The organism is Micromonospora sp. CNZ286, from assembly GCF_014207755.1.
The window spans coordinates 7,122,554-7,145,318 of the sequence record NZ_JACHIZ010000001.1 but is presented as its reverse complement, the minus strand read 5'-3'; the positions used below and the strand labels follow the sequence as shown (position 1 = coordinate 7,145,318).

Sequence of the window (22,765 nt, the reverse complement as noted above, 5' to 3'; positions counted from 1 at the left end):
CGGGACTAGCAGTGTTCGAACCCTCACCACGGGTCTTCCTGGAGCCCCGCCCGGCGACTAACCTTGAGATATTCGCATCGCTTCCGAGGGGAGTGCTCCGTGGCTGCAGAGCCCACCTACTACATGAGTATCAGCCTCAACGTACTCAACCACCTCGGTCTGAATCTTTACAGCAACGTTCCAGCCGTCTTGTCTGAGGTTGTAGCAAACGCATATGACGCGGACGCTACCGAAGTTCGGATCACTATTGATAGAAACCGCGGTCGCGTAGTCATTCAGGACGACGGCGAAGGAATGGTCCACACCGACATCAACGAGCGGTACCTCCATGTCGGTTACCAACGACGGAAGGACAACCGTCAGACCACGGCAAAATTCGGCCGAGCCGTCATGGGCAGGAAGGGAATCGGCAAGCTTTCTCTCTTCTCTATCGCGGAGACAGTCGAGGTCTACACAAGCAAGGACGGGCAGCGAAACGCGCTTCGTATGACCATTGATGGCATACGCGAGGCGATCGGCGACGACCCGAATAACTCGAAGCCTTACTGCCCAGAGGTGCTCGACCCCGCCATGGTGGACTTCGAGCGAGGCACTCGCATTGTGCTGACCGACCTAAAGAAGGGCCTGACCAACGTTGCGGCAGGTTTGCGAAAGCGGCTAGCGCGACGGTTCTCGGTTCTTGGCGCAGAGCATTCTTTCCGGCTCTTCATGGACGGCGAGGAAGTCACCGTCCAGGACCGGGACTACTTCCACAAACTCCAGTACGTATGGGTCTATGGTGACGACGACGATGGCAGGAAGATCCTCGCGCGCTGCAGCAACGCAACCGAGAAGAGAATTGGGGAAGCGCCGGCGGTTGCCGGGGGTCGAGTAACTGGCTGGATTGGTACGGTTGCTAACGCCGGGTCTCTTAAAGAGCCCGACGGGGAGAACATTAATAGCATTCACCTGATGGTGCGTGGGAAGTTGGGACATGAAGACCTTCTAGAAGAGTTCAACGAAGGCAAGATCTTTCGCGCGTATCTGATCGGTGAAATTCATGCGGACTTCCTTGACACTGACGAGGAGTCGGACATTGCTACGAGCAGTAGGCAGCGAATTATCGAGGATGACCCTCGATACCAAGCCCTACTGCAATGGCTTCGCAAAGAGATTTCAGCTATCGGTATTGCATGGAACGATCTCCGCAACGCCGCAGGAACCAAGGCGGCTCTTGAAAACCCGCATATTAGGGACTGGTTCGACTCTTTGAGGGGTAAGAGCCGTCAGCGAGCCCGGCGGCTGTTCGGTAAAATCAACCAGCTAACTGTAGACGACGAGCGCCAGCGCCAAGAGCTGTTCGCGCACTCTGTGCTCGCTTTTGAGACCCTCCGATATCGGGACAATCTTGATGCACTAGATGACATGGAGGCCAGCGATTACGCTGCAGTCGCCTCCGTCTTCACTGGTATCGAGGACCTAGAGTCCGCGCTCTACCATCAGATTGTCGTGCAGCGTCTCCGGGTCATTGACAAGCTGCGCGCGCACATGGACGAGAACGCCCTGGAACGCGTACTTCAGGAACATCTCTTCGAAAATCTATGGCTCTTGGACCCGTCCTGGGAGCGGGCCACCGATCGAGCGATGGAGGAGAGGATCGGAAGGCGATTCGCTGAAATCAGAGATCAGTTGACCGACGAAGAAGCGAATTCCCGCATCGATATCCGATACAAGAAGGTCACAGGCACGCACGTAATCGTGGAGCTTAAGCGAAACTCCGTCATTACCACCACGGCTACGCTGCTTGAGCAAGTCGATAAGTATCGGAACGCGCTACTCCGCCACCTCCGAGACGTTGGGCGGGACGAACCGGTCGAGGTGGTCTGCATTGTCGGACGGGACCTGCGCGACTGGGCGCAGCCATACGGCCGGGAGGAGTCACGACAGGTCTTGGCCGCTAAGAACATCCGAGTGCTTAAGTATGAAGAGCTACTGCAGGACGCATACGACGGTTACCGTGAATACATCAATCGATCAGAGGACATTGGGCGAGTGCGGAAGCTGCTCGACTCTATCGCCGATGATTCGACCGGGCAGTCGACACCCGAGGTCACGTGAGTCAAGGTTGACTTAAATAGACTGAAGAGTCGTTACGCAGATGGAGTTCGGCGGATGGTGGATGCCCTCGGCTTTTGTTATCGCGCTTGCCCGTCCGTGTTCCTGGGCAGAGGATCCTGCGGCTCGCTTGACATAGTCTGGGATACCAACGTCCTCATCGACTACCAAACTTTCGGTTTGACCCTGTGGGAAGGTGAGCCCCTCCAACTGTCCGACCCCGGGTACCAGAATGAGGTCGAAGCGCTGGGCCAGCTGATACAGATTTGGTCAACGCGGGACGTGAGTTTCCATGTGATGCCTCGGACGGTCAATGACGCGAAGCGCAAGCTGACGGCGAGGCGGCGCCAAGCGAGAGAGCACATGATTGATCGGCTCGTTAGCGCTCTTAGTCTCGAAAGCCGGAAATTCAACAGCCACCCTTCAGAATGGTATTTGCCGGTTGAAGCCGCATACCGCGCTGAGGTCGATGGTCAACTGGACCTATTTTCCGGGGAGGCCGTTGAGGGCAAGAAAGATGTTCTTTCACGGCTACCGAATGGTGCCGACCGCGACTTGATCGGGCAAGCGCTAGGCAGCGATATGCACGTCTTCCTGACAAGGGACACTGGCATCCTGAAGGCGGGGCCGGCACTGGCCTTGCTAGGACTAGTCGCCACAAGCCCGGCTGGTTTGATGGCCGCTCTTGCCAGCTATGGGGTGACGCCCTTCGCTGGCGGTCTTTTAGATCACCAGAATTGCCCCTTTCGGGACGCCGCACTGATCAGCGACCTTCAACGCATGTCGTACCTGATTGAGGCGTTGGACTTCCCTGACGCTGACGGCGGCTGAGAACCGACCGCTACTTGATGCTGCACTCCTTAGAGCGGACCGGATGCGAGTCGACAAGGCCGTGGTGGGATGCGGCGAGTGCATACCCGGGCAGATTCCTGGCCCGCTGGCTACGCTGGCCCGCGGGGTCGCAGAGGCTTCCGGGGGTCAAGAGCGGCCCCGCCAGGGCCAGCCCGCAGCGACGCAGAAGCGCCCTTGACCCGAGGGGCGGCCTCGCACGCTCCGTACCCTCCACCTGCTGTTTCTTCGGGTGTTGCTGGTCGCCCTAGGTCACTGTTGGTCGGCCTTTGACGGTCCGGAACAGCCAAGAGCCGCTAGTTGGGCCACTCCTGGGTTGTAAGCCACGTTTCAAGCAACTTGGTGTCGATAAGTGGTGCTGGCCGGCACGAGTTAAGTCGGGGCCTGCTAGGTGTGAAGAGTTCGACAGGAACCTCTGTCATGTTCCAAATCCCCCCAATCGACTCACTCTCCTCTGTCTCGACCGCCAGTACCGCTGGATTGCGCGCGCAGCTGGCACGGTTGCGAGCGCCGGGTGTGAAGCCAGAGCAGGAGTAGAGCATTCCTCGATCCGCCCCGATATCCAAGAGCTTCCCAATGAACTGATCTACCCGTTCCACATTTACCGCCCGCCCGAGCCGCTTACATTCGACGGCAACGGTCATGTCCATTCCTGCAATCCGCCCTATAGCCCACACGTCAATTTGACGTTTTATCCGGCTCAGCCGCCCGGGGACCTTCACGTTGTGCCGTATCCTTGCGTTCGGGTCAATGGCGGCCAACGATCGGCTGACCATCAACTCATACCGCCGCCACGCGGGATCGCTGGTCCGGCTGTGGGAAGACGTAGGCATTGGGAAATCATAGCCAAAATTGGCGAGATGCAAATGAGCCCTGTGGATGGGAGTCGACGCCGTTCAGGCCGGGTTGACGCTGCTCAGCATCCTCGGCCATCCCGTATGCCGTCGACCCGCCCTCCTGGGGAGCGGGCCGCCGCCCGGCCCGCCACGTCACGCGGACCTTGACGGCTCGTGCGGACGCTGGCGGGTCGGGCGGTGGTCTGCTCGGCTTGCCCGGGTCGATGGCAGGCGGGATGCCTTACCGCAACCACCCACGGACCGTGACCCGCCGGCGGAGCCCCGGCTGTCCCGGAGCCCGAGCGCCCCCGCCGGAGGCGCAGTAACCGCAGCCCCGTGACCGCCGCCAGCTCGCCGACGCGGCCGGCGTGCGCTCCCTCACGCCGCGCGGGCTCGTGGCCGCGCGGCCCGGCCGGCTGCCGACCCAACACCTCACCGGTCAACTGTCTGTCGTTCCGCGGCGGCCCACCGGGCTTCCCCGCTCTCCGCGCCAGCCGCCGGGCGTCAGGCGTGTCGGCCGCAGAGCGACAGCGGCAGCGGCCGGCGCGCGCCCAGGCACCGGCGCGTGCGGCCCGTCAAGGGCCGCCTTGAAGACTTACAGAAAGTTTGACTGCAAATCGTCGGCAGCCCAGCCGATCCGAGCGCCAGGGACACCCAGGCCCCGTCGTCCGCCGCCTGTGGCCCCTTGACCCTTGGCGGCATACTGGCCTCCGTGTTCATTGCTCTGGCACCCCTCCCAACGCCCACAGGTATGGCATCGCCTTCTGCTGTCTCTCCCGTGGTGGTCCCGGTTCCATCCAGCAACCCGACCCCCAGTCCGTCGGCCACTGGATTGGTCAACGTGATTGATCATTCGTCGGGTCTACTGGACAAGATTACTCTTGGCTCGTGGCCTGACTGGGTGGCTGCCATCGGAACATCCATGGCGTTCATGGTGGCTGCTATCTCCTATTGGCGCAGTACTCAAATACGCCGCGAGGAGCAGGCGCGGCTTGTTTACTCTAAACACATTGCCCAAAATTTTCACGAGCCTGGCACTGAGTTCGAGATGCTAGCGAGCGGCGCTAGAATCGGCAAAGCCGTCGGTGGCATAGAATTGATGCAGTCCACCTCGCCCAATGAGACAGCTCGTTACCGAGCGCTCGTACCCGTAATTCAACTCACTGCCGCGATCCACAACGGAAGCAAGGAGCTGATCGGCCCGGCCAAAATACAGGTCGTGAATACTGGCCGGAAGAAGCTTTACAGCTCCTTTTCCCTGGTGGTCGACGCAGTCGACCCGGAGAGCGATCACACGGTCGAGTTCGTATGGCCTAACGTTGACCATCCTGGTCAGCCCGGCCTTGGCACTACATTGATCTTCCGAGACGCCAGTGGCCGCTGGTGGCGGCGACACGTTGCACAGCCCATTGAAGCTGTACACGACGATCCTGAAAATGACGCGTACGCGCCGACCGAGCGGGCGAATGCTGCGGCAAGGGCGCGTGCGATGGGGGTGGAGCCCTCCCCAGAACCCAAGGTGTCACTGCGCGTGCGCTGGCATCGCTTTTGGCGCAAGCGGCGAGGCAGGTCGCCGATCCCGTAGGTGATTCCGCCCTGCGAGTCGCCCTTGCGGGCGGCCAACAGGCTGGACCGTTACCGAGTGTGAAAACATGTTGCGCCGATCAAGCAGCCCGAGCGAGGCCACGCCACGACGACGATCTTATACGAGATTTCGGGCGGAAAGGTGTTAGCGAGACGCTGGCTCTCCCCAATCGCCAAGTCGCGCAGCCGCCGCTCCGCCTTGCTGGTTTGGCCGACGTAGAGAAGCCCTCAGTTCAGCCAGACCCATAGACGACAGGACCGGCGATTGACGGTTCGGCACCGCCCGGACCGACCAGCGCTGCACCAAGGAGATGAGCGAAGCTGTACCGCCCGCGCCGCCAGGACTGAGCCGCGGCTTGATCCGCCGTGAGGCGATGGATTGCCCCGCGCCAAGCGTTGAAAGCATCTTGGTTGTAGTGATCTACACCTTCAGTGACGAACCCTCATGACTGTTAGTCACTCGTTACTCAACTCGACAAAGTAGCTTGGATCCACATCGCGCAGAATAATGTCGCCTGGTACACCGATCGCAGGCAGTTGCCGTCCGCGCAGCAGCAACCCGCATACCCTGCATTCAAACTGCGACGGAATAAAGTGGACTATCGGCAATACACCGCTAATGTTGCCCTTGTCGTCAACGTCCGCATCCCATTCAAGATCCGAGTCCCCGTGAAGCATGGCGGGGGAATTACAGGCTGGGCAGTCGTACCGTTCTATTTCGTACTTGCGCTCAAGTAGCCATCCATGTAAGGCCTCTCCCAATGCCCATCCATTAGTGGCGTCTGGATAGCGCCTCCTGAATTCAGCCGCCGCGCTTGCAATGGCAGCCTTCGCTTCAACTTCAGCCTCATCCCGAGACTGGTCGAGCCGAACGTTCACAAAGTGAATGAAGTCTCCGTAGAACGGCTCCCGAGGTTGGTCCAGATCTCTAATTAATAGGTCTGTGGCCCCAACGAAAGCTGCAAGATCTTTGGACGCTTCCGCTTCGTTTACAAGCGCGGCGTGCGCCGCCCCGTTTCTATAGCTGATCAACATCTTCAGCCGGTCAGCGTAGGTGTGGAGCGAAGTGACCAGTGTCTGACACCGCTGCAAGCTATCAACGATTCCAATGGTTTTGATTATTGGGGCCGGCAATTGATCATCTGGGAGTTGAGCGAGGAGGAGCATCGAGGAGAAGCTTTTGGGGTTAGCGATCAAGGTCGGGGCGATAGCCGCGAGGCGAGACTTAAGCAGATATTCCAGAGAAACACCAGAGTGCAGATAGAAGTCAACGTAGTCACGCTGCACGTACGCGTGGATAGCTCGCTTGAAGCAACTGCCGGCGCTTCCCCAAAGATGGATAGCGAAGCGGCTCCTGACGCCCTTGCGACTCAAATCATCTCCCCACCGACGTGACCAGGTTCAGTAACGGCGAGAGCGTACTTCCCATCCCTGATTCCGGCCATCCCTCCTGCTGCAGCTAGCCGCCACCCTGGGAAGTGAGCCGCCGTCCGGCTCGGCACGTCAAGCGGACCTAGACTGCTCGTACGGACGGACGGCCGCCCTCGCAGTACCGCAGCTTCCCGCCGCGTGGGCCCCGGTACTCGGGCAAGCAGCGAACCGGCGAATGACGCGCTCCGGCTGCCCGAGGACGGCCGGAGGCCGCCCGCAGGGCGGACGTGGCGCGTTCATGTGCCGCGCTTGCGCGGCGCCTTGATCCTGATGAGATTGTTTCGGCAGTGTCGTCCGTCAACCTCCTGTCGTGTCACGGGACATGCCTGATACTCGCGTCCACCACATGCTTGACACCAGTGGCTGGCGGCGTGTGAAGTCGGCCCGGCTTGTTCAGTGTGACCCGGAGGTGATGCGTGGATCCCAGCCGGCTGAGGACCTGGCGCGAGGATCTGCGGAAGGGAGTCGCCTCCGCAGTGCTTGACTTCGAAGACCGCTACGGGTATCCGCCGGACGAGAACGTCGTCAGCGAGCCGGACACGATCGCTGCTGCGCGGCTCGCTGCTGTCCGTCCCGCAATCCCGGCCGACCTCGTAGACGTGTACGCGGCAGTCGGTGCCGTCGACCTACCGGACATCGGTAACGGGTTCTTCCTGCACACGGCCTCCGACGTGGCCCACATCCACGAGTCACGCAACCTCTGGCACGTACGTGGCCGCCACGACGCCGACGTTGTCGTCTTCGCCAGCGATGGTGGCGGCACCCAGTACGCGCTAGCCACGCCTGCCGGTTCACCCGTCTACCGACTCCCACCGGACCTCGTCCTCGACGGCGTCTACACCTCCGAAGACCCGCGCTTCGACATGGCTGCCCCAGACCTGTCTACCTTCCTCGACCGCTTGCTCCAGGCCGTGAAGACGTTCGCTGCATCGAGCACACCGCCGAGCTTGTGATCGAGCGCCTAGCCCAAACGTCAAGCATGTGTTGGGACGCGAGTGTCAGGCATGTGGTGGGACTAGACACGCCGTCGACCTCCTGCCCACCCGGCACTCGGTCAACGGCCTTCCGTTCATCACGGACAAAGGTCCGCGCGGACGTGCACCCCGCACCATGGCGGCAGGTTGACGGACCACACCCGCCACCCGCCCCGGTCTTTGCGAAGCTCCCACCGCCAAGGATGCGCAGTGCCAGCGAGAATCTGTGCGTCGTCCCACCACACCGCGCGCACCTGCTCGGTCACCGTCGCCCGCTCGGCGCTCTGGTGCTCGATAGCACTCGGCCCCACGCTCTCCAACTTCGAAGGCTCCCGGCCGGTCCCTGTCATTTCGGCCCGGTAGTCCCGCCACTGCTGCCGCAGCTCGTCATGACGCGCGCCAGCGAGCACCCGCGACAGTCCCAACTCCTCACCAGCGCTGAGCTTCAACAGCCACACCCGGGCTGCGGCCTCCGGTGTCGCCTCGCCTCGCTCTGCTTCCAACTGCTTACGCATGGCCCACGAGGCAGGCACCGCCACAAGGCCAGCGCAACTCATCACCACCAACGCCAACAGCACCCAGGGCCACCGCACAGGATGTCTAGCCTGCCGGACTCGGCCCGACCGCCACCTAGGCAGAACCTCCCCCATGATCACTTGCGTGACGATACGAGAACCTCTCGGAAGAGTCTCGCCGAGGTGCTCGACGGACGTCGTGCCCGTGGCCGACCCCGCGCTAAGTGCTGTCGCGAAAGCGTCGACGAAGGTCCGCGCATCCGCAGCGGAGGGTGGAGCCCGTTGTGCGCGGTCTTGAGTAGGCCTGCGCGTCAGACAGCACTGCCGTGCTCGGCATATGCGGAGACGCTACCGCCGCGGGCTGCGATTGCGGTGCGGATCCGACGGCCAAGCCGGGAGGGACCGTAGTGTTCTACCGACTCTGCGTCTACGTACTGCCATTGGGTGAGTTCACCGTCCGCGAAGCGGATCGCGCGCTCCTGCTCGGCGCCCAGAGACCCGCCGTCGAAGATGAAGAGCAGTTTGTCGCCCTCGTGCTCGGCTGGCGCCCAGTCCACGACCAGCATCGGTCCGAGTGCGGGCGTGAGCCCGAGTTCCTCGCGGACCTCCCGGACGCAGGCTGCCCGAGGTGACTCGCCGGGCTCGACGTAGCCGCCTGGGATGTCCCAATGCTTCTTGTAGCTGGGGCGCACGAGCATCACCCTGCCTTCATCGTCGAAGAACAGGGCGCCGGCGGCGACGCGTGGGGTCGCCACGGGTGGCATCTCGTTGGCCGTCACCAGGGCAGCCTAAATGCCTCGGTTCAGTCGAGCACCTTCAGCCGGCGAGCCAGGCCGACCAGCTCGGCTGGCGGCTTGCCGCGCTGCCGACGGACCCAGGCCAGGGCGAGCTGCCTGCTGAGGAAGTGGTGCCGCACCTGCTCGGGCGCCATCTGCTCGGCTTCGAGCAGCACAGCTTGGGCGTCGTCGACGCGGTTCCACGAACTGTAGGCGCGGGCGACTTCGAGGGCGTGCCGCACCCGCCGTTCCATCGGGAGTCCGGTGGTGTCGACGCGCGGGCCGAGGTCGACGGCAACCTGAACATCGCCCAACTCGGCTGCGGTGGCGACGCGGTGAATGGCGACGTTGGTCGGGCCGAACGCCGTCCAGAGGTGGTTGGCATCGGTCCCGAGCTGGCCGGCGGCGTGCTCTGCTGCGGCGAGGAAGGTACGGGTGGTGCCGGCGTCGTTGGCGCGGGCGGCGGCCATGGAGCCGGACAGGAACAGAGTTCCGTAGACGGAGAGCAGGGCCGGCGAGGCATGCGCCAGGTGGGGCTCCAGGTAGCCGGCGGCGTCTTCGGTGAGGCGTACGGCTTCGGTGTAGCGACCGGTGGCGTGCAGGGCGTGACCGACGGACCGGAACAACGAGCCGGTGATGAGCGGATCACCGGTGGGCCGAACGGCTGCCAAGCCGCGGTCGGCGGCGATCCAGGCAAGGTCGGCCTCTCCGAGCTTGGTGAGCTGGGTCGCGGTCAGCTGGTAAGCCAGGCCGAGGAGCCGGCGGGCTTGGTCCTGGTCGTCACCGTCGTGGTGGTCGGCGGCGGCCTGGGCGCGGCGGAGCAGATCGGGTAGTTGGCCGGTGACGTATCCGAATCGGGAGTCCTGGTAGGCGTCCCAAAGTGCGCCGACGTCCTTCCGGAGCACGGCAACGGTCGGGGGCTCGCCGTGGGGAGTGCCGGCGAACGGGGCAATGGCGCGGTAGTTCATCAGCGCCGCCCGGAGAGCGGGGACGGTTTCGGTGCCGGTGTCGGCGGTCCAGTCGAGCAGCACGGGTTCGCCGAGTAGGTCACCGAGGGATACGTCCAGGACCTCGGCGAGGGACTTGATGACGGAGAGCCGGTCCAGCTCGATGCGGTTGTTCTCGACCTTCCCGAGCCAATCAGCGGTGCGGCCGATGAGCCCGGCAAGGACTTCCTGCGACAGGCCGCGGCGGCGGCGGTACCAGGCAACGCGCTCGCCGATGGTCAGAGTTTTGGTTGTCCCCTGCACCGTTTCACCTTCTCCCCTCGGCCGGCTGCGACCCCGGAAGGATTTTCCGGGTCACTGGGCGGTTTGTGCCACAACCTGTCTCCATGACGGGGCTGAACGTATCGACCAACTGCCAATCCTGCTCGGGTGCCGGCTGGAAGTACACGCTTGCGCGGTCCGCTGTGCGGGTCTTGGGGCAGGGGTCGGAGCGGAACCGTTCCCTGGCCCGGCGGTCCTGCATGGACTGCGTGGGCTCCGGTCGCGCGGCGACCTGCTGAGGCTGGCCCGGGGTGGGTGCTGGCATGGGACCGCGACCCGAACGTCGATCCCGAGAGAGCCCGCCCACCCCGGCGCCCCGCCGACGACAGCCGGTTCCGCCAGGCGCACCCAAGCCGGGCGCACTGGTCCTCCTCGACGGTCGCGCGTCGGTGCAATTCGGCGGCGATCGGGCTCTCTGGCTACGGGTGACCGCCGTCGGCGATTGGCCGGCCTTTGACGGCTGGGTGTGGCTGACCGAGTACGTCATCAACCCAAGAGACGGGCAAGCGTTGGCCCGGCGCGAAGTCCTTGCGCAGATCGCGGGACTTCAGATCGGCCCCTCATCCAGCGTTCCGTCGCCAACCCCGGCGCGGACGGCAAGGAGGCGTGGTGTTTGACCTTCGGGTACGGCTCGGCACAGTGCTCCGTGTGGAGGCGGCCGACCGCTACCGCCCTGCCGACGGACCGATAATGCTTCGCGTGACCGGCGTCCGCCTGGTGCTCAACCGCCCAGAGCGCGAGGAGTGGATCTGGGTCGAGGGAACCAAGGTGGCACCGCGCACCCAGCGAGGCGAACGCACTCAGATCCTCGTGCCCATTCGGCTGTTCGCTCCCCACGGTCCGACCCGTTGATCCCTCCTCTCCACTTCGCGCCGTTGAAGCCGCACGGCCGACGCAACTTGTCCTGACATGCAAACAACTCATAAGCTGCTGTAACTCAGGCAGCGTTCCTAGGTGGGGTGGCCCGCGATGGCGTACGAGATTCCGACGCCGAAATACCTGCGCGTGTTGAACACGCTGCGGAAGCGCATCGAAGACGGCGACTACGCGCCGGGCGCGGCCCTACCATCGGAGAGCCAGCTTTGCACGGAGTTCGGGGTGTCCCGGCCGACGGTGCTGAAGGCGCTCGGCATCCTCAAGCAGGATGGCTGGATCGAGTCCCAGCAGGGCAAGGGCAGCTTCGTTCGTGGTCGGCCCGCCTCCGGTCGCATCTCTCCCGAGTACGCGCGGGACGCGGTCGAACTGGACGAGACCGGGGAGACGGAGATCCTGCACGTCGGCCCCGTGCTCGCCTCGCCGCGGATCGCGGCCGAGCTGAAGATCCCCGCAGGCACGCCGGTCTACGAGCGGCGCCGCCGGAGGGTCTCGGAGGTCGGCCCGGTCGACCTGATCGCCACGTTCGTGCCGGTGGACATCGCCGCCGGCACCGACATCATCAAGCCGGCTCCGATCCCGGGCGGTCTGCTCGACCTCATCGCCCGCCACAAGGGCCTACGCGCCGACTACGCCACTGAACGGATGACCGCCCGCCGGGTCAGCCCGGCCGAGGCGGATGCGCTGGACGTTCCGGCTGACGAAGCAGTGATGAGCGTAGTCATCACCGTCCACCAGGCATCCGGCGACCCGATCATGACGTCGATGCTGGTGATGCCGGGCAGCCGACACGAGTTCGAGGACACGTACGCCCTATCCTGATCCACGGTTCAGCGCGGCTGATCGGGGCGGTATGGCGCACGGGGGATCCGCGTGATCTGGCCATCTCCCCGGTCTATGTACAGCTCGCCGGCCTCCCAGTCGGCCCAGTACGACTGTCCGGGTGCGATGAACACCGGCCGGTCCAGGCAGAACCACCTGTCAACGGTGTCTACCAGCGTCAGACGCTCGACCGTCACCCGCTCCTGCATCGCGTTCTCCCTCGGGTTCACGGCCAGCCAGTCTCCACATTGTGCACTCGACTCATGTTCTTCTTGCTTGTACTTACAAGCTGACGTAACTTGTTAGCCCAACCGGTTGTCAGTAGGACGACTGGTAAAGCTAGGAGGCTGTCCGAGTGGTTCCAATGACGCTGAAGGTGCCGGTCCCGTCCGAGTACGTCTTCCCCGCTGGGGCGCTATGCCTCGGCGTTTCCCCGCAGATTGACTTCGAGCGCCGCGCGGAGGCGGATAACCAGGCGCGGGACAAGGACACCGGCGAGCGGGTCTGGGTGGTGCGCGTGATGGACCTGGACCCCGAGGCCGGGAAGTTCGGCCGGTCGACCGAGGTGAAGGTCAAAGTGGTGGCTCCGCAGCAGCCGGTGCCGCCGCCGTCGACCGTGCCGGGCTATCCGCCGGCGGTGGAGTTCGAGGGCCTGACCCTCACGCCGTATGTCGACTCGCAGCGGTGCAAGCCGGGTCGTTCCTCGGGTGACTGCCGTTCCCGGATGGCGTACTCGCTGCGGGCCACCTCGATCCGCCCGGCGTCGACGGTGCCGGGTGCGGTGGCTGCCTGACTCGGTTGTTGTGCGCGCGGGGCGGGTCGTTTCCCCGCCAAGAGTCCCGACCCGTCCCGCGCTCTCCCACCCCTCGTCTGGTGAAGGAGGGCGTAATGCCCACCGTAGTTCCTGCTGCCCTCGGCCCTTCGCGGCGCCGCTCGTCGGGGTGGTGGTCCTGATGTCGCGTACTCGTCTGGTCGGTGTGCGGCACGCGTACCGGGAGGTGGAGGCCGCCGTCCGGTCGGTGCTGCATCTGCCGCCGGCTTCGGCGCGCGTGTGGGCGATTCGCTGCCCCCGCTGCTGCCGGTGGGTGAAGCCGCGCCGGTTTGACCTGCGCCGCATGTCGTGCCGGTCGTGCGTCTCGACGTTGGGGCGTTCGGCTCGGGGTGGTGACCTGTGCCTCTGATCAACGTTATTCCCGGGGACAAGATCCCCATGGCGCCGATGAACGTGCGCCTTCCCGCGTGGCGGGTTCCGGGTTGGCTGCTGGTGCTGTGGTGGCTGGCCCGGGGGCTGTTCCGCCTCACCGTCCTGGCGGTCCGGTACTGGTGGCTCACCGCCCCCGCCGCACTGGCCCTATGGGTGCGGGCGGAGTTCGGCGGCCTGGTCCTGGCCGGCGTCGTCCTGGCCCTCGTCGCCGGCTGCGTGGGGTGGTGGCGGTGGCATCCGTCGTCGTGGCTGCGGTTCGGTTGGTACCCGATGGTCAGCAGGGTCCGGGCGCTGTTCGTCTACCGGCGTCGGTGGGCGTCGGTGATGGCCACGTGCGGGCTGGCGACCGCGTTCGCCGGTGACCGGTACGTGCCGCAGCTCCTGCGGGTGCGTTGCGACCGGTTCGGTGACGAGCTGACTGTCCGGCTGTTGCCGGGGCAGATCCCGGACGACTGGGGGCAGGCCGCGGAACGCCTCGCCTACGCCTTCCGCCGCCGCAGCGGACAGGCCCGCTCCACAGGCCGCCCGGATCGGGTGGTGGTGCGCCTCGTGCGCCGTGACCCTCTCGCCAATGTCGTGGCGCCGCTGCCGGTGGTCGACGTGCCGGAACTGGACGCGCTGCCGCTCGGCGTTGACGAGGACGGGCAGCCCTACCGGCTGCGGCTGGCCGGGTCGCATGTGCTCATCGCGGGGGCGACCGGCTCGGGCAAGGGCTCAGTGCTGTGGTCGCTGCTGCGCTCCCTGGCCGGCGGTATCCGCTCGGGCCTGGTGGAGGTGTGGGCGTTCGACCCGAAGGGCGGGATGGAGCTGGCGGCCGGGGTGCCGTTGTTCGCCCGGTTCGCCTACGACGATCCGGACAGCATGGCCGGGGTCCTGGAAGAGGCCGTGAAGCGGATGCGGCTGCGGGCGGCCCGGCTGCGCGGGGTGACCCGCCAGCATGTGCCGACGCCGGAGGATCCGTTGCTCGTCCTGGTCGTCGACGAGTTGGCCGCGCTCACGGCGTACATCACGGATCGGAAGGTCCGTGACCGGATCAAGGAATCGCTCGGGCTGCTGCTGTCGCAGGGCCGGGCGGTCGGCGTGCACGTGGTCGCAGCCTTGCAGGATCCGCGTAAGGACGTGCTGCCGTTCCGGGATCTGTTCCCGACCCGGATCGGGTTGCGGCTGACCGAGCCGGAGCAGGTGGACATGGTCCTCGGCGACGCCGCCCGTGACGGGGGAGCCCTCTGCGACCGGATTCCGGAGTCGTCGCCCGGGGTGGGGTTCGTGGTCCTCGACGGCGTCCGTGAACCCGTCCGGGTGCGGTTCGCCTACCTCACCGATGACGACATCCGTCAGCTCGGCCGCGACTACCGCCGCCTCTGCGACGACACCGACCAGGAGGTGACCCCGTGAAGGCCGACACCGAGCGCGTGGAAGGGCTCGTCCTGGTGCTCATCGTCCTCATCGTGGGCGGACTGGCCGGGGCCGCATCGTTCACTCACGTGCACGACTGGACCATGGCCAACTCGCCGGCCGGTACTGGGGACTGGTTCGGCTGGGCGAATGCCGCCATCTCCGAGCTGCTCCCGCTCGCGGCGCTGCTGACCATCCGGCGACGCCGCCGCACCGGCGGCCCGGTCGGGTACCCGCTGTTCCTGCTCGTCTGCGCCGTCGCGCTGTCTCTCGCCGCGCAACTGGCGGTGGCGAAGCCGAGCCCGTCCGGGTGGCTGCTGTCGGCCGTGCCCGCGCTGGCGTTTCTCGGCCTGTCCAAGCTCGTCTTCTCCACCGCCCCGGAGGCGCCCGTCGAGCAGCCGAGCGGCGACCGGGGCGAGGTGCCACCCGGCTACGACCCGACCGAGGATCACCGGCCCGTCGTGGTCGACGCCGTTGACGAGGACGAGGCGGTCACCGTCGAACCGGTCCGGCCGGCGGCGTTAGCGGTGCAGCGGCCCGGCTTGGTGCCCGTGCCCGCAGCGGCGTTCACGGCCCGCAACGGCACCTCGTACGGCGCGGAGCGTGACCAGTGACCCAACTTCCCCTCATTCCCGAGACTCCGTCGGAGACGCAGCCGCGGCCCGGGTCGCGGGCCGACCGGATGCGCAAGCCCCTCGCCAAGGACGCGCTCAAGCAACTCGCCGAGTCACACGGCGTCTGCGTCCGCCCCCTCGCTTTACGCCGCACCGACACCGCCACCGGCCTGACCGAGGTCGTGGAAGTGCCGTGCGGAGCGACCTTGGCCGTGAAGTGCAAGCCGTGCGCGGAGAAGGGCCGGCGGCTGCGGATCCAGCAGATCCGGGAGGGCTGGCACCTCGCTGACGAGCCGGCCGTGCGCCCCGACAAGCCTGGTGAGGACGCGCTCGCCCTGGTGCGGGTGCGGGCGCATCTGGAGTTCGAACGCGAAGCCGTCCAATACCAGCCGATGACCCCGGATGAGCGGGCCGCGCAGGTGGCCGAGATCGACGCCGCGATTGCGGAGCTGGATGAAGCCCTCGGCGAAACCAGCCTGCGCGGGCATCTCACTCCGAAGGAACGCGACGAGCGCCCCCGCCGCAAGCGGTCCACCCGGCGGCGCCAAGACTCACCGGACCTGCCCCGGCTGCCCGTCGATCCCCGCACGGTGGGTCGCGCCTACTCGGGCCGGGCGGGCAAGACCTACCGGCCGTCGATGCTGGTCACGCTGACGCTCGACTCGCACGGGCCGGTGCACTCCCACCTGCGACGCGGCGCCTACGTCGCGCCGTGTGAATGCGGTACCCGGCACGGCCCGCACGACGACCTCCTCGCCACGCCGGTCGATCCCGCCGGCTACGACTACCGGCGGGCGGCGTTGGACGCGATCCACTTCGCCCGGGTTCTCGACCGGTGGTGGCAGAACGTCCGCCGTGCCGCTGGCTGGAACGTCCAATACGCCGGAGCGGTCGAGCTGCAACGCCGTCTCGCCCCACATGCACACTTCGCTATCCGGGGCACTCTCCCGCGTCGGCTGCTCAAGCAGATCGCCGCCGCCACCTACCACCAGGTGTGGTGGCCACCGTTCGACGAGCCGGTCTATCGGGTGGACAAGCCGCCGGTGTGGGACGTCGACCGGCAGGCATACGTCGACCCAAAGACCCGCGAGCCGCTGCCCACCTGGGGTGAAGCCCTCGACGCCCTGGAGGAGCCCGACAGCCGGCCCGCCTACGTCGCCCGCCTCGGCCGCATCGACGCCCGCGGCATCGAGCAGGGCACCAAGGACGCCGAACGGTCCATCCGCTACGTGACGAAGTACGTCACCAAGGATCTGACCGACCAGGCTAAGCCCCGCTCGGACCCGCAGAAGGCGCACTTCGACCGGCTCCACGCGGAACTGTCGGTCCTGCCCTGCTCGCCGACATGCGCCAACTGGCTGCTGTACGGCGTCCAGCCGGACGGCGTCAAGGCGGGCTTGACCCCCGGCCGGTGCACCGGGAAGGTCCACCAACGCTCCACCCTCGGCTTCACCGGCCGCCGCGTCCTCGTCTCCCGCCAATGGTCCGGCAAGACTCTCGCCGACCACCGGGCCGACAACCGGGCATGGGTGCGCGCCATCCTCGCCGGCGGCATGGCCGACACCGAGGAGCACGACCAGGCGGCCGACGACACGGACGGATCCAAGCGGTACCGGTTCGAACTCGCCCGACCCGAAGACCCCGACGTACCACCACTGGAACACCGACTCCTGCGCGCCATATCCGCCCGCATCCGCTGGCGCACAGACCTCGACACCGCACGGCTACGAACAACCGCCGCCGCGCCCGCCGCACTCGCGGCCGGCGCCCTCGAACAGTGATCGCCCTTGTCGGCCCGGTATCCCTTTCCCTCACCTCCGCACACGAGGAAGGCCAGTCGATGAACGCCACCAGCTCAATCAATCCTCGCGTGCTGCGCGTCGAGGAAGCCGCCCATGCGCTCGGCATCGGCCGCTCGCTCGTCTACGACCTCATCCGCTCCGGCCGGCTCCGCTCTTTCAAGGTCGGGAGCCGCCGGCTCATCCCCGCATCGGCCATCGACGAGGCCATCGCCACGCTCACGGAAGAAGCCGCCTGATGCCCAGAGAACCGAAGCAACGACAGTCAACCGCCCGCCGCAACCCCAACGGGGAAGGCTCGATCTACCAGCGCTCTAGCGACGGCCGGTGGGTCGGGCAGGCGTACGTGCTCGCCACCGACGGCACCCGCAAGCGGAAGTTCGTCTACGGCGCCACCTGGGACGAGGCACACGCCAAGCTCATCGAGCTGAAGGCGCAGTCTCAGCGTGGCATCCCCCTCCCCGACCGGGCCTGGAAGCTGGCCGACTACCTGCCCTATTGGCTGGAGACGTACGTGAGTGACCTGAAGCCGACCACGGTTCGGGGCTACGAGAGCGCCGTACGGCTGCACCTGGTGCCGGCCCTCGGCACGAAGCGCCTCGACGGCTTGCAGGTGCAGCACGTCAAGGCGTTCATGGACGGCTTCCGCCGCAAGTGCCTCTGCTGCACCAACGGCCTCGACAAGATCCGCCCGGTCGGCCGGCGGTGCTGCTCCCTCGGCCGCTGCTGCCAGAGCTACCCGAGCGCTCGGCAGGTGCAGTTCGTGCACGCGGTCCTTCGCAACGCCCTGCAACATGCGATGCGGGAGGAGCTGGTGTCGCGCAACGTGGCGAAGCTGGTGCGTATCCCCTCGCCCCGCTACAAGGTCGGCAAGGGGCTCTCCGTCGACCAGGTGCGCAAGATCCTCGCCGCCTCCTCCGGCCACCGACTTCACGCTCTCTACGTCGTGGCCGCCACGATGGGTCTCCGCCGCGGGGAGTTGGTCGGGCTCCGCTGGTCGGATGTCGACCTCAACGACGGCACCCTTCGGGTACGGCAGACCGTTCAACGGGTCGCCGGGGCGCTTCACGTCCTGGACGCCAAGACCGAGGATTCCGAGGCGGTGTTGCCGCTGCCCGAGGTCACCTGGCTGAGCTTGATGGAGCACCAGGAGCACCAGCAGGCAGAGCGGGCCGGTCTCGCCGAGGTCTGGGAGGATCACGACCTGGTCTTCCCCTCCGAGCGCGGCACTCCGATGGAGCCCACCAACCTCAGCCGATCATTCGCCCGGCTGCGTGAGACCGCCGGCCTGCCCGGTGTCCGGCTGCACGACCTGCGGCACACCGTCGTGTCCTTGCTGATGGAGCTGGGCGTCCCTCCGCACGTCGTGCAGGCAATCGCCCGGCACGCCGACGTCAAGGTCACGCTGAAGGTCTACGCCCACGCCAACCTCGACGCGATGCGTCAGGCGCTCGGCAAGCTCGACGGGCGGCTGTCGTGACCGTCGTTGCTGTCAGCGTTGCTGTCATCCGGCCGGATCGCGGCGGCTGCCGCCGCGAAACGCCTGATGGAATTGGAGCCCCCGGCCGGGATCGAACCGGCGACATCTCGCTTACAAGGCGAGTGCTCTGGCCAGCTGAGCTACAGGGGCGCGTGCGTCGGGCTCAGCATAGCGACTGAGCCCCGGAATTCCCGCCTCGCAGGGCTCCCGAGCACGGAAAACGTCGGCATCCCGACCGGTACGACCGATGGATCATCGCTCGGCCGCGCTCACAGGTGGGGAGATTGATGCCTCACAGTGCCTTCCTGACCGTTATGCGTATGCCATCCGTCCCACCCGACGTGCCACGTCTTGGCACGATCGCGAAAGCCGTTTACCGTGCAGTGACACGGACGACACTCCGGCCGGCCTCGGCTGCCTGAGCGACGACCCCGTTGGCCGGCGCCTTGGGCGCCGGTCGCTCCTTCACTCGGATCGTCCGGCACGTTCCTGCCGGTGAAAGGAAGCGCTCCATCATGGCTACGGTCACCTACGCGAAGGCGTCCCGGATCTATCCGGGCACCGAGCGCCCCGCCGTCAACCAGCTCGACCTCCAGATCGGTGACGGGGAGTTCCTCGTCCTGGTCGGCCCGTCCGGCTGCGGCAAGTCCACCAGCCTCCGGATGCTCGCCGGCCTGGAGGACGTCGACGACGGCGCGATCTACATCGACGACCGGGACGTCACCCACCTCCCGCCGAAGGCCCGCGACATCGCGATGGTCTTCCAGAACTACGCCCTGTACCCGCACATGACGGTGTACGAGAACATGGCGTTCGCGCTCAAGCTGCGCAAGACCTCGAAGTCGGAGATCGACCGGCGGGTCAAGGAGGCGGCCGGGCTGCTCCAGCTGGAGGAGTTCCTCAGCCGCAAGCCGAAGGCGCTCTCCGGCGGTCAGCGCCAGCGTGTCGCCATGGGCCGCGCGATCGTCCGCGAGCCGCAGGTCTTCCTCATGGACGAGCCGCTGTCGAACCTCGACGCCAAGCTGCGCGTGCAGACCCGTACCCAGATCGCCTCGCTGCAGGCGAAGCTGGGCGTCACCACGGTCTACGTCACCCACGACCAGGTCGAGGCCATGACCATGGGTCACCGGGTGGCGGTCATGCTCGACGGCGTGCTCCAGCAGGTGGACACCCCGCGGGCGCTCTACGACACCCCCTCCAACGTCTTCGTCGCCGGCTTCATGGGCTCCCCGGCCATGAACATCAAGACGGTGAAGCTGACCGAGCAGGGCGGCGCGTTCGCCGAGATGATCGTGCCGCTGACCCGCGAGCAGGTCCAGGCGGCCGGCTCCGAGGGCGGCGACGGCAAGGTCACCGTCGGCTTCCGGCCGGAGGACTGCGACCTGGTCAGCCCGTCCGAGGGCGGCATGCCGGTCGTGGTCGAGCTGGTCGAGGACCTCGGCTCGGACGCCAACGTCTACGGCCACGCCGCGCTGGAGGGCCACAACGAGCGGTTCGTGGTCCGTACCGACCGCCGCAGCATGCCGAACATGGGCGACACCGTGTTCGTCAAGCCGCGTACCGGCCGCAGCCACGTCTTCCACGCCGCCACCGGCCAGCGGATCTGACGTACGCGAGAAAGGGGCGGCCCGCCACGGCGGACCGCCCCTTTTCGTTGCTCTCGATCAGACCTCGACGGACCGGCGGCGGGCGACCTCGGCGAGCGTGACCGCGGCGGCCACGCTGGCGTTGAGCGACTCCACGTCGGAGACCATCGGGATGCTGACGGTCAGGTCGCAGGTCTCCCCGACCAGGCGGGACAGCCCGCGCCCCTCCGAGCCGACCACCACGACGAGCGGGCCGACGGCGGCCTCCAGGTCGTACAGGTCGGTCTGTCCGTCGGCGTCCAGGCCGACCACGACGAAGCCGGCCTCCTTGCACGCCTTGAGCGACCGGGTCAGGTTGGTGACCTGGGCGACGGGCACGCGCGCGGCCGCGCCGGCGCTGGTCCGCCAGGCGGTCGCGGTGATCCCGGCGGCACGCCGTTCGGGTACGAAGACACCCTGCGCGCCGAACGCGGCGGCCGACCGGATGACCGCCCCGAGGTTGCGCGGATCGGTGACGCCGTCCAGCGCGACCAGCAGCGGGGCGGCCTGCTCCAGCGCGGCGGCGACCAGGTCGTCGAACGGCTCGTAGGCGAACGGCGGCACCTGGAGACCGACGCCCTGGTGCAGCACCCCGCCGGTCATCCGGTCCAGCTCGGCGCGGCTGACCTCGAGGATCGCGATGCCCCGGTCGGCGGCGGTCCGGACGATCTCCTTGACCCGGTCGTCGACGTCGATGCCCTGCGCGGTGTAGAGCGCTGTCGCGGGCACCTGGGTGCGCAGCGACTCCAGCACCGGGTTGCGCCCGACCAGCAGCTCGGGGCTGTCCTTCGCCGGGTTGGCCTTGCGGCCCGGCGCGACCCGGGGACCGCCCCGGCCCCCGGGCTTGCCCTTGCCGCCCTTGAGCGGCACACCGGCCCGGCTGCCCTTGCCCCAGGTGGTGTCCTTGGTGCCGGGCTGGCCGATCTTGGGCGCGCGGCCCTCCTCGGCGGCGGCCCGGCGCTCCTTGTCCTGCTTCCAGGCGGTGCGCTGGGGCAGCTTCTCGGTGCCCGAGTACGCCTTGTGCCAGGGCCGCTCGTCGGCGGGCAGCGTGCGACCCCGCCCGGCGAGCGAGTCCTTGTTCTTGCCACCGGTGCCCTTGGGGGCGCCCGCCTTCGGCGTCAGTCGCCGGCCACGGCGCTGCGAGTTGCCGGCCATCAGTCCTGCTCTCCAATAGTCCAACGCGGGCCCTGGGGGGTGTCCTCGACGACCACGCCGGCCTGCTTGAGCTGGTCGCGTACGGCGTCGGCGGCAGCCCAGTCCTTGCGGCTGCGGGCCTGCGCGCGCTGCTCCAGGGCCAGCGCGATCAGGGAGTCCACCACGCCGCGCAGGTCGTCCGTGCGGCCGCCGCCGGTCCAGGCCGGGTCCAGGGGGTCGACGCCGAGGATATCCAGCATCGCCCGGGTGGCGGCCAGCGTCGTGCGGACGGTCACATCGTCCCCGGCGGTGAGCGCGGTGTTGCCGTCGCGGACCACCTCGTGCAGCGCCGCCAGCGCCGCCGACGTGTTGAGGTCGTCGTCCATCGCGGCCACGAACCCGGCCGGCAGGTCGCCAGGCCGGCCCGGGCCGACCCGCTCGGCCGCCCGCTGCACGAAGCCCTCGATCCGCCGGTACGCGACGGCGGCCTCGCGCAGCGCGTCCTCGGAGTAGTCGATGCGGGACCGGTAGTGCGCGGCGACGTAGTAGTAGCGCAGCTCGACCGGGCGGACGCCGAGCGCGGCCACGTAGTCGAGGTCGAGCGTGTTACCGAGCGACTTGCCCATCTTGGTGCCGCCGATGCCGAGCAGGCCGTGGTGCACCCAGTAGCGGGCGAACGGCAGGTCCGCGGCCTGCGACTGGGCGATCTCGTTCTCGTGGTGCGGGAACGTCAGGTCGAGCCCGCCGCCGTGGATGTCGAACTCGGGACCGAGGTAGCGCCAGCACATGGCCGAGCACTCGATGTGCCAGCCGGGCCGGCCGCGGCCCCACGGCGACGGCCAGTAGGCGTCGGCCGGTTCGCCCGGCTTGGCGCCCTTCCAGAGCGCGAAGTCACGCGGGTCGCGCTTGCCCCGGTCGGGGGCGTCGCCGGCGGGCTGCATGTCCGCCGGGGACTGGCCGGACAGCGAGCCGTACGCGGGCCAGGAGGCCACGTCGAAGTAGACGTCGCCGGAGCCGTCGGTGGCCGGGTAGGCGTGACCGGTCTCGATCAGCCGGGCGATCAGCTCGTGCATCTCCGGGACGTGCCCGGTCGCCCGCGGCTCGTACGTGGGCGGGAGCACGTTGAGCGCCCGGTAGGAGGTGGTGAGGATCTGCTCGTTCGCGTACGCGATCGACCAGAACGGCCGGTCCTGCTCCATCGCCTTGGCCAGGACCTTGTCGTCGATGTCGGTCAGGTTGCGGATGAACGTGACCTCGAAGCCCTTGCTGAGCAGCCATCGGCGCAGCACGTCGTAGTTGACGCCGGAGCGAAGGTGACCGATGTGCGGCGGGGCCTGGAGCGTGAGACCACACAGGTAGACCCCCACCTTGCCGGCTTCCCGCGGAACGAAGTCCCGCACCGATCGGGTGGCGGTGTCATACAGGCGTAGCGTCACCTCACAAGGGTAGCCGTCCGCACATTTCCGGGTTGGCCGGAGCCGGGTCGTACGCT

The 22,765-nt window shown here is 66.9% G+C and carries 20 protein-coding genes and 1 tRNA gene; 12 read left to right on the top strand and 9 right to left on the bottom strand.

What is annotated here, in order from left to right; translation table 11 throughout:
* Positions 1 to 99 precede the first annotated feature (99 nt).
* Together FHX31_RS32225 and FHX31_RS32220 are read left to right on the top strand one after the other, a co-directional pair.
* A complete protein-coding gene (locus FHX31_RS32225; RefSeq protein WP_184977712.1) occupies positions 100 to 2,097 on the top strand; it encodes a BbrUII/HgiDII family restriction enzyme in 1,998 nt (665 codons plus the stop codon).
* Between the two features lie 54 nt (positions 2,098 to 2,151).
* Positions 2,152 to 2,925 carry a hypothetical protein gene (locus FHX31_RS32220; RefSeq protein ID WP_184977711.1) on the top strand — a complete coding sequence of 258 codons (774 nt, stop codon included), beginning with the start codon at positions 2,152 to 2,154 and terminating at the stop codon, positions 2,923 to 2,925.
* 314 nt (positions 2,926 to 3,239) lie between these two features.
* Here the strand turns inward: FHX31_RS32220 and FHX31_RS32215 are convergent, their stop codons facing one another.
* Positions 3,240 to 3,719, bottom strand: a complete 480-nt coding sequence (locus FHX31_RS32215; protein WP_402881485.1) for a restriction endonuclease — start codon at positions 3,717 to 3,719, stop codon at positions 3,240 to 3,242.
* A gap of 772 nt (positions 3,720 to 4,491) precedes the next feature.
* Between FHX31_RS32215 and FHX31_RS32210 the strand changes: the two genes are divergently transcribed.
* Positions 4,492 to 5,364, top strand: a complete 873-nt coding sequence (locus tag FHX31_RS32210; RefSeq protein ID WP_184977709.1) for a hypothetical protein — start codon at positions 4,492 to 4,494, stop codon at positions 5,362 to 5,364.
* Positions 5,365 to 5,819: 455 nt separating this feature from the next.
* Here the strand turns inward: FHX31_RS32210 and FHX31_RS32205 are convergent, their stop codons facing one another.
* Positions 5,820 to 6,650, bottom strand: coding sequence for a hypothetical protein (locus FHX31_RS32205; protein WP_184977708.1), 831 nt, complete (start codon positions 6,648 to 6,650; stop codon positions 5,820 to 5,822).
* Positions 6,651 to 7,210: 560 nt separating this feature from the next.
* Here FHX31_RS32205 and FHX31_RS32200 point away from each other — a divergent pair.
* Positions 7,211 to 7,747 (top strand): hypothetical protein, encoded by a 537-nt coding sequence (locus tag FHX31_RS32200; protein ID WP_148062141.1) that lies wholly within the window; start codon positions 7,211 to 7,213, stop codon positions 7,745 to 7,747.
* A gap of 119 nt (positions 7,748 to 7,866) precedes the next feature.
* Here FHX31_RS32200 and FHX31_RS32195 read toward each other — a convergent pair whose 3' ends face one another.
* From FHX31_RS32195 to FHX31_RS32185, 3 genes are all read right to left on the bottom strand, one after another.
* Positions 7,867 to 8,346, bottom strand: a complete 480-nt coding sequence (locus FHX31_RS32195; protein WP_184977707.1) for a hypothetical protein — start codon at positions 8,344 to 8,346, stop codon at positions 7,867 to 7,869.
* A 248-nt stretch (positions 8,347 to 8,594) separates the two neighbouring features.
* Positions 8,595 to 9,062, bottom strand: coding sequence for an NUDIX domain-containing protein (locus FHX31_RS32190; RefSeq protein ID WP_240638522.1), 468 nt, complete (start codon positions 9,060 to 9,062; stop codon positions 8,595 to 8,597).
* A gap of 23 nt (positions 9,063 to 9,085) precedes the next feature.
* A complete protein-coding gene (locus FHX31_RS32185) occupies positions 9,086 to 10,309 on the bottom strand; it encodes a helix-turn-helix domain-containing protein (RefSeq protein ID WP_184977706.1) in 1,224 nt (407 codons plus the stop codon).
* A gap of 987 nt (positions 10,310 to 11,296) precedes the next feature.
* Between FHX31_RS32185 and FHX31_RS32180 the strand changes: the two genes are divergently transcribed.
* Positions 11,297 to 12,022 (top strand): GntR family transcriptional regulator, encoded by a 726-nt coding sequence (locus FHX31_RS32180; protein ID WP_184977705.1) that lies wholly within the window; start codon positions 11,297 to 11,299, stop codon positions 12,020 to 12,022.
* A gap of 8 nt (positions 12,023 to 12,030) precedes the next feature.
* Here the strand turns inward: FHX31_RS32180 and FHX31_RS32175 are convergent, their stop codons facing one another.
* A complete protein-coding gene (locus FHX31_RS32175) occupies positions 12,031 to 12,231 on the bottom strand; it encodes a hypothetical protein (protein ID WP_148062100.1) in 201 nt (66 codons plus the stop codon).
* A gap of 155 nt (positions 12,232 to 12,386) precedes the next feature.
* On the opposite strand from FHX31_RS32175, the gene FHX31_RS32170 reads away from it, so the two are divergent.
* The 6 genes from FHX31_RS32170 (at position 12,387) to FHX31_RS32145 (ending at position 18,514) form a co-directional block, all read left to right on the top strand.
* A complete protein-coding gene (locus FHX31_RS32170) occupies positions 12,387 to 12,815 on the top strand; it encodes a hypothetical protein (RefSeq protein WP_221488182.1) in 429 nt (142 codons plus the stop codon).
* Between the two features lie 426 nt (positions 12,816 to 13,241).
* Positions 13,242 to 14,621, top strand: a complete 1,380-nt coding sequence (locus tag FHX31_RS32165; RefSeq protein ID WP_402881739.1) for an FtsK/SpoIIIE domain-containing protein — start codon at positions 13,242 to 13,244, stop codon at positions 14,619 to 14,621.
* Positions 14,618 to 15,235: a DUF2637 domain-containing protein gene (locus FHX31_RS32160; RefSeq protein ID WP_184977702.1), complete on the top strand. Its 618-nt coding sequence runs from the start codon at positions 14,618 to 14,620 to the stop codon at positions 15,233 to 15,235. Before FHX31_RS32165 ends, FHX31_RS32160 begins: the two co-directional genes overlap by 4 nt.
* A 68-nt stretch (positions 15,236 to 15,303) precedes the next feature.
* Positions 15,304 to 17,016: a replication initiator gene (locus FHX31_RS32155; protein ID WP_221488180.1), complete on the top strand. Its 1,713-nt coding sequence runs from the start codon at positions 15,304 to 15,306 to the stop codon at positions 17,014 to 17,016.
* Positions 17,013 to 17,273 carry a helix-turn-helix domain-containing protein gene (locus FHX31_RS32150; protein WP_402881735.1) on the top strand — a complete coding sequence of 87 codons (261 nt, stop codon included), beginning with the start codon at positions 17,013 to 17,015 and terminating at the stop codon, positions 17,271 to 17,273. Before FHX31_RS32155 ends, FHX31_RS32150 begins: the two co-directional genes overlap by 4 nt.
* Positions 17,273 to 18,514 (top strand): tyrosine-type recombinase/integrase, encoded by a 1,242-nt coding sequence (locus FHX31_RS32145; protein ID WP_184977700.1) that lies wholly within the window; start codon positions 17,273 to 17,275, stop codon positions 18,512 to 18,514. The genes FHX31_RS32150 and FHX31_RS32145 overlap by 1 nt, the downstream gene beginning before the upstream one ends.
* A gap of 73 nt (positions 18,515 to 18,587) precedes the next feature.
* Here the strand turns inward: FHX31_RS32145 and FHX31_RS32140 are convergent.
* Positions 18,588 to 18,664, bottom strand: a tRNA-Thr gene (locus tag FHX31_RS32140).
* Between the two features lie 365 nt (positions 18,665 to 19,029).
* Here FHX31_RS32140 and FHX31_RS32135 point away from each other — a divergent pair.
* Positions 19,030 to 20,121: an ABC transporter ATP-binding protein gene (locus tag FHX31_RS32135; RefSeq protein ID WP_013288905.1), complete on the top strand. Its 1,092-nt coding sequence runs from the start codon at positions 19,030 to 19,032 to the stop codon at positions 20,119 to 20,121.
* Positions 20,122 to 20,178: 57 nt separating this feature from the next.
* Here the strand turns inward: FHX31_RS32135 and rlmB are convergent, their stop codons facing one another.
* Entirely contained in the window at positions 20,179 to 21,294 is a 1,116-nt protein-coding gene (gene rlmB / locus FHX31_RS32130) for a 23S rRNA (guanosine(2251)-2'-O)-methyltransferase RlmB (protein WP_091330668.1), read from the bottom strand.
* On the bottom strand, positions 21,294 to 22,709 hold the full coding sequence (gene cysS / locus FHX31_RS32125) for a cysteine--tRNA ligase (RefSeq protein WP_013288907.1): 1,416 nt from the start codon (positions 22,707 to 22,709) through the stop codon (positions 21,294 to 21,296). The genes rlmB and cysS overlap by 1 nt, the downstream gene beginning before the upstream one ends.
* Between the last annotated feature and the right edge of the window lie 56 nt (positions 22,710 to 22,765).

Bases quoted from the DNA above. Each gene is read 5' to 3' on its own strand.
- FHX31_RS32220 (WP_184977711.1), top strand. From the start codon at position 2,152: ATGGTGGATGCCCTCGGCTTTTGTTATCGCGCTTGCCCGTCCGTGTTC.
- FHX31_RS32215 (WP_402881485.1), bottom strand. From the start codon at position 3,719: ATGGTCAGCCGATCGTTGGCCGCCATTGACCCGAACGCAAGGATACGG.
- FHX31_RS32180 (WP_184977705.1), top strand. From the start codon at position 11,297: ATGGCGTACGAGATTCCGACGCCGAAATACCTGCGCGTGTTGAACACG.
- FHX31_RS32175 (WP_148062100.1), bottom strand. From the start codon at position 12,231: ATGCAGGAGCGGGTGACGGTCGAGCGTCTGACGCTGGTAGACACCGTT.
- FHX31_RS32170 (WP_221488182.1), top strand. From the start codon at position 12,387: ATGACGCTGAAGGTGCCGGTCCCGTCCGAGTACGTCTTCCCCGCTGGG.
- FHX31_RS32165 (WP_402881739.1), top strand. From the start codon at position 13,242: ATGAACGTGCGCCTTCCCGCGTGGCGGGTTCCGGGTTGGCTGCTGGTG.
- FHX31_RS32155 (WP_221488180.1), top strand. From the start codon at position 15,304: ATGCGCAAGCCCCTCGCCAAGGACGCGCTCAAGCAACTCGCCGAGTCA.
- FHX31_RS32145 (WP_184977700.1), top strand. From the start codon at position 17,273: ATGCCCAGAGAACCGAAGCAACGACAGTCAACCGCCCGCCGCAACCCC.
- FHX31_RS32135 (WP_013288905.1), top strand. From the start codon at position 19,030: ATGGCTACGGTCACCTACGCGAAGGCGTCCCGGATCTATCCGGGCACC.
- rlmB (WP_091330668.1), bottom strand. From the start codon at position 21,294: ATGGCCGGCAACTCGCAGCGCCGTGGCCGGCGACTGACGCCGAAGGCG.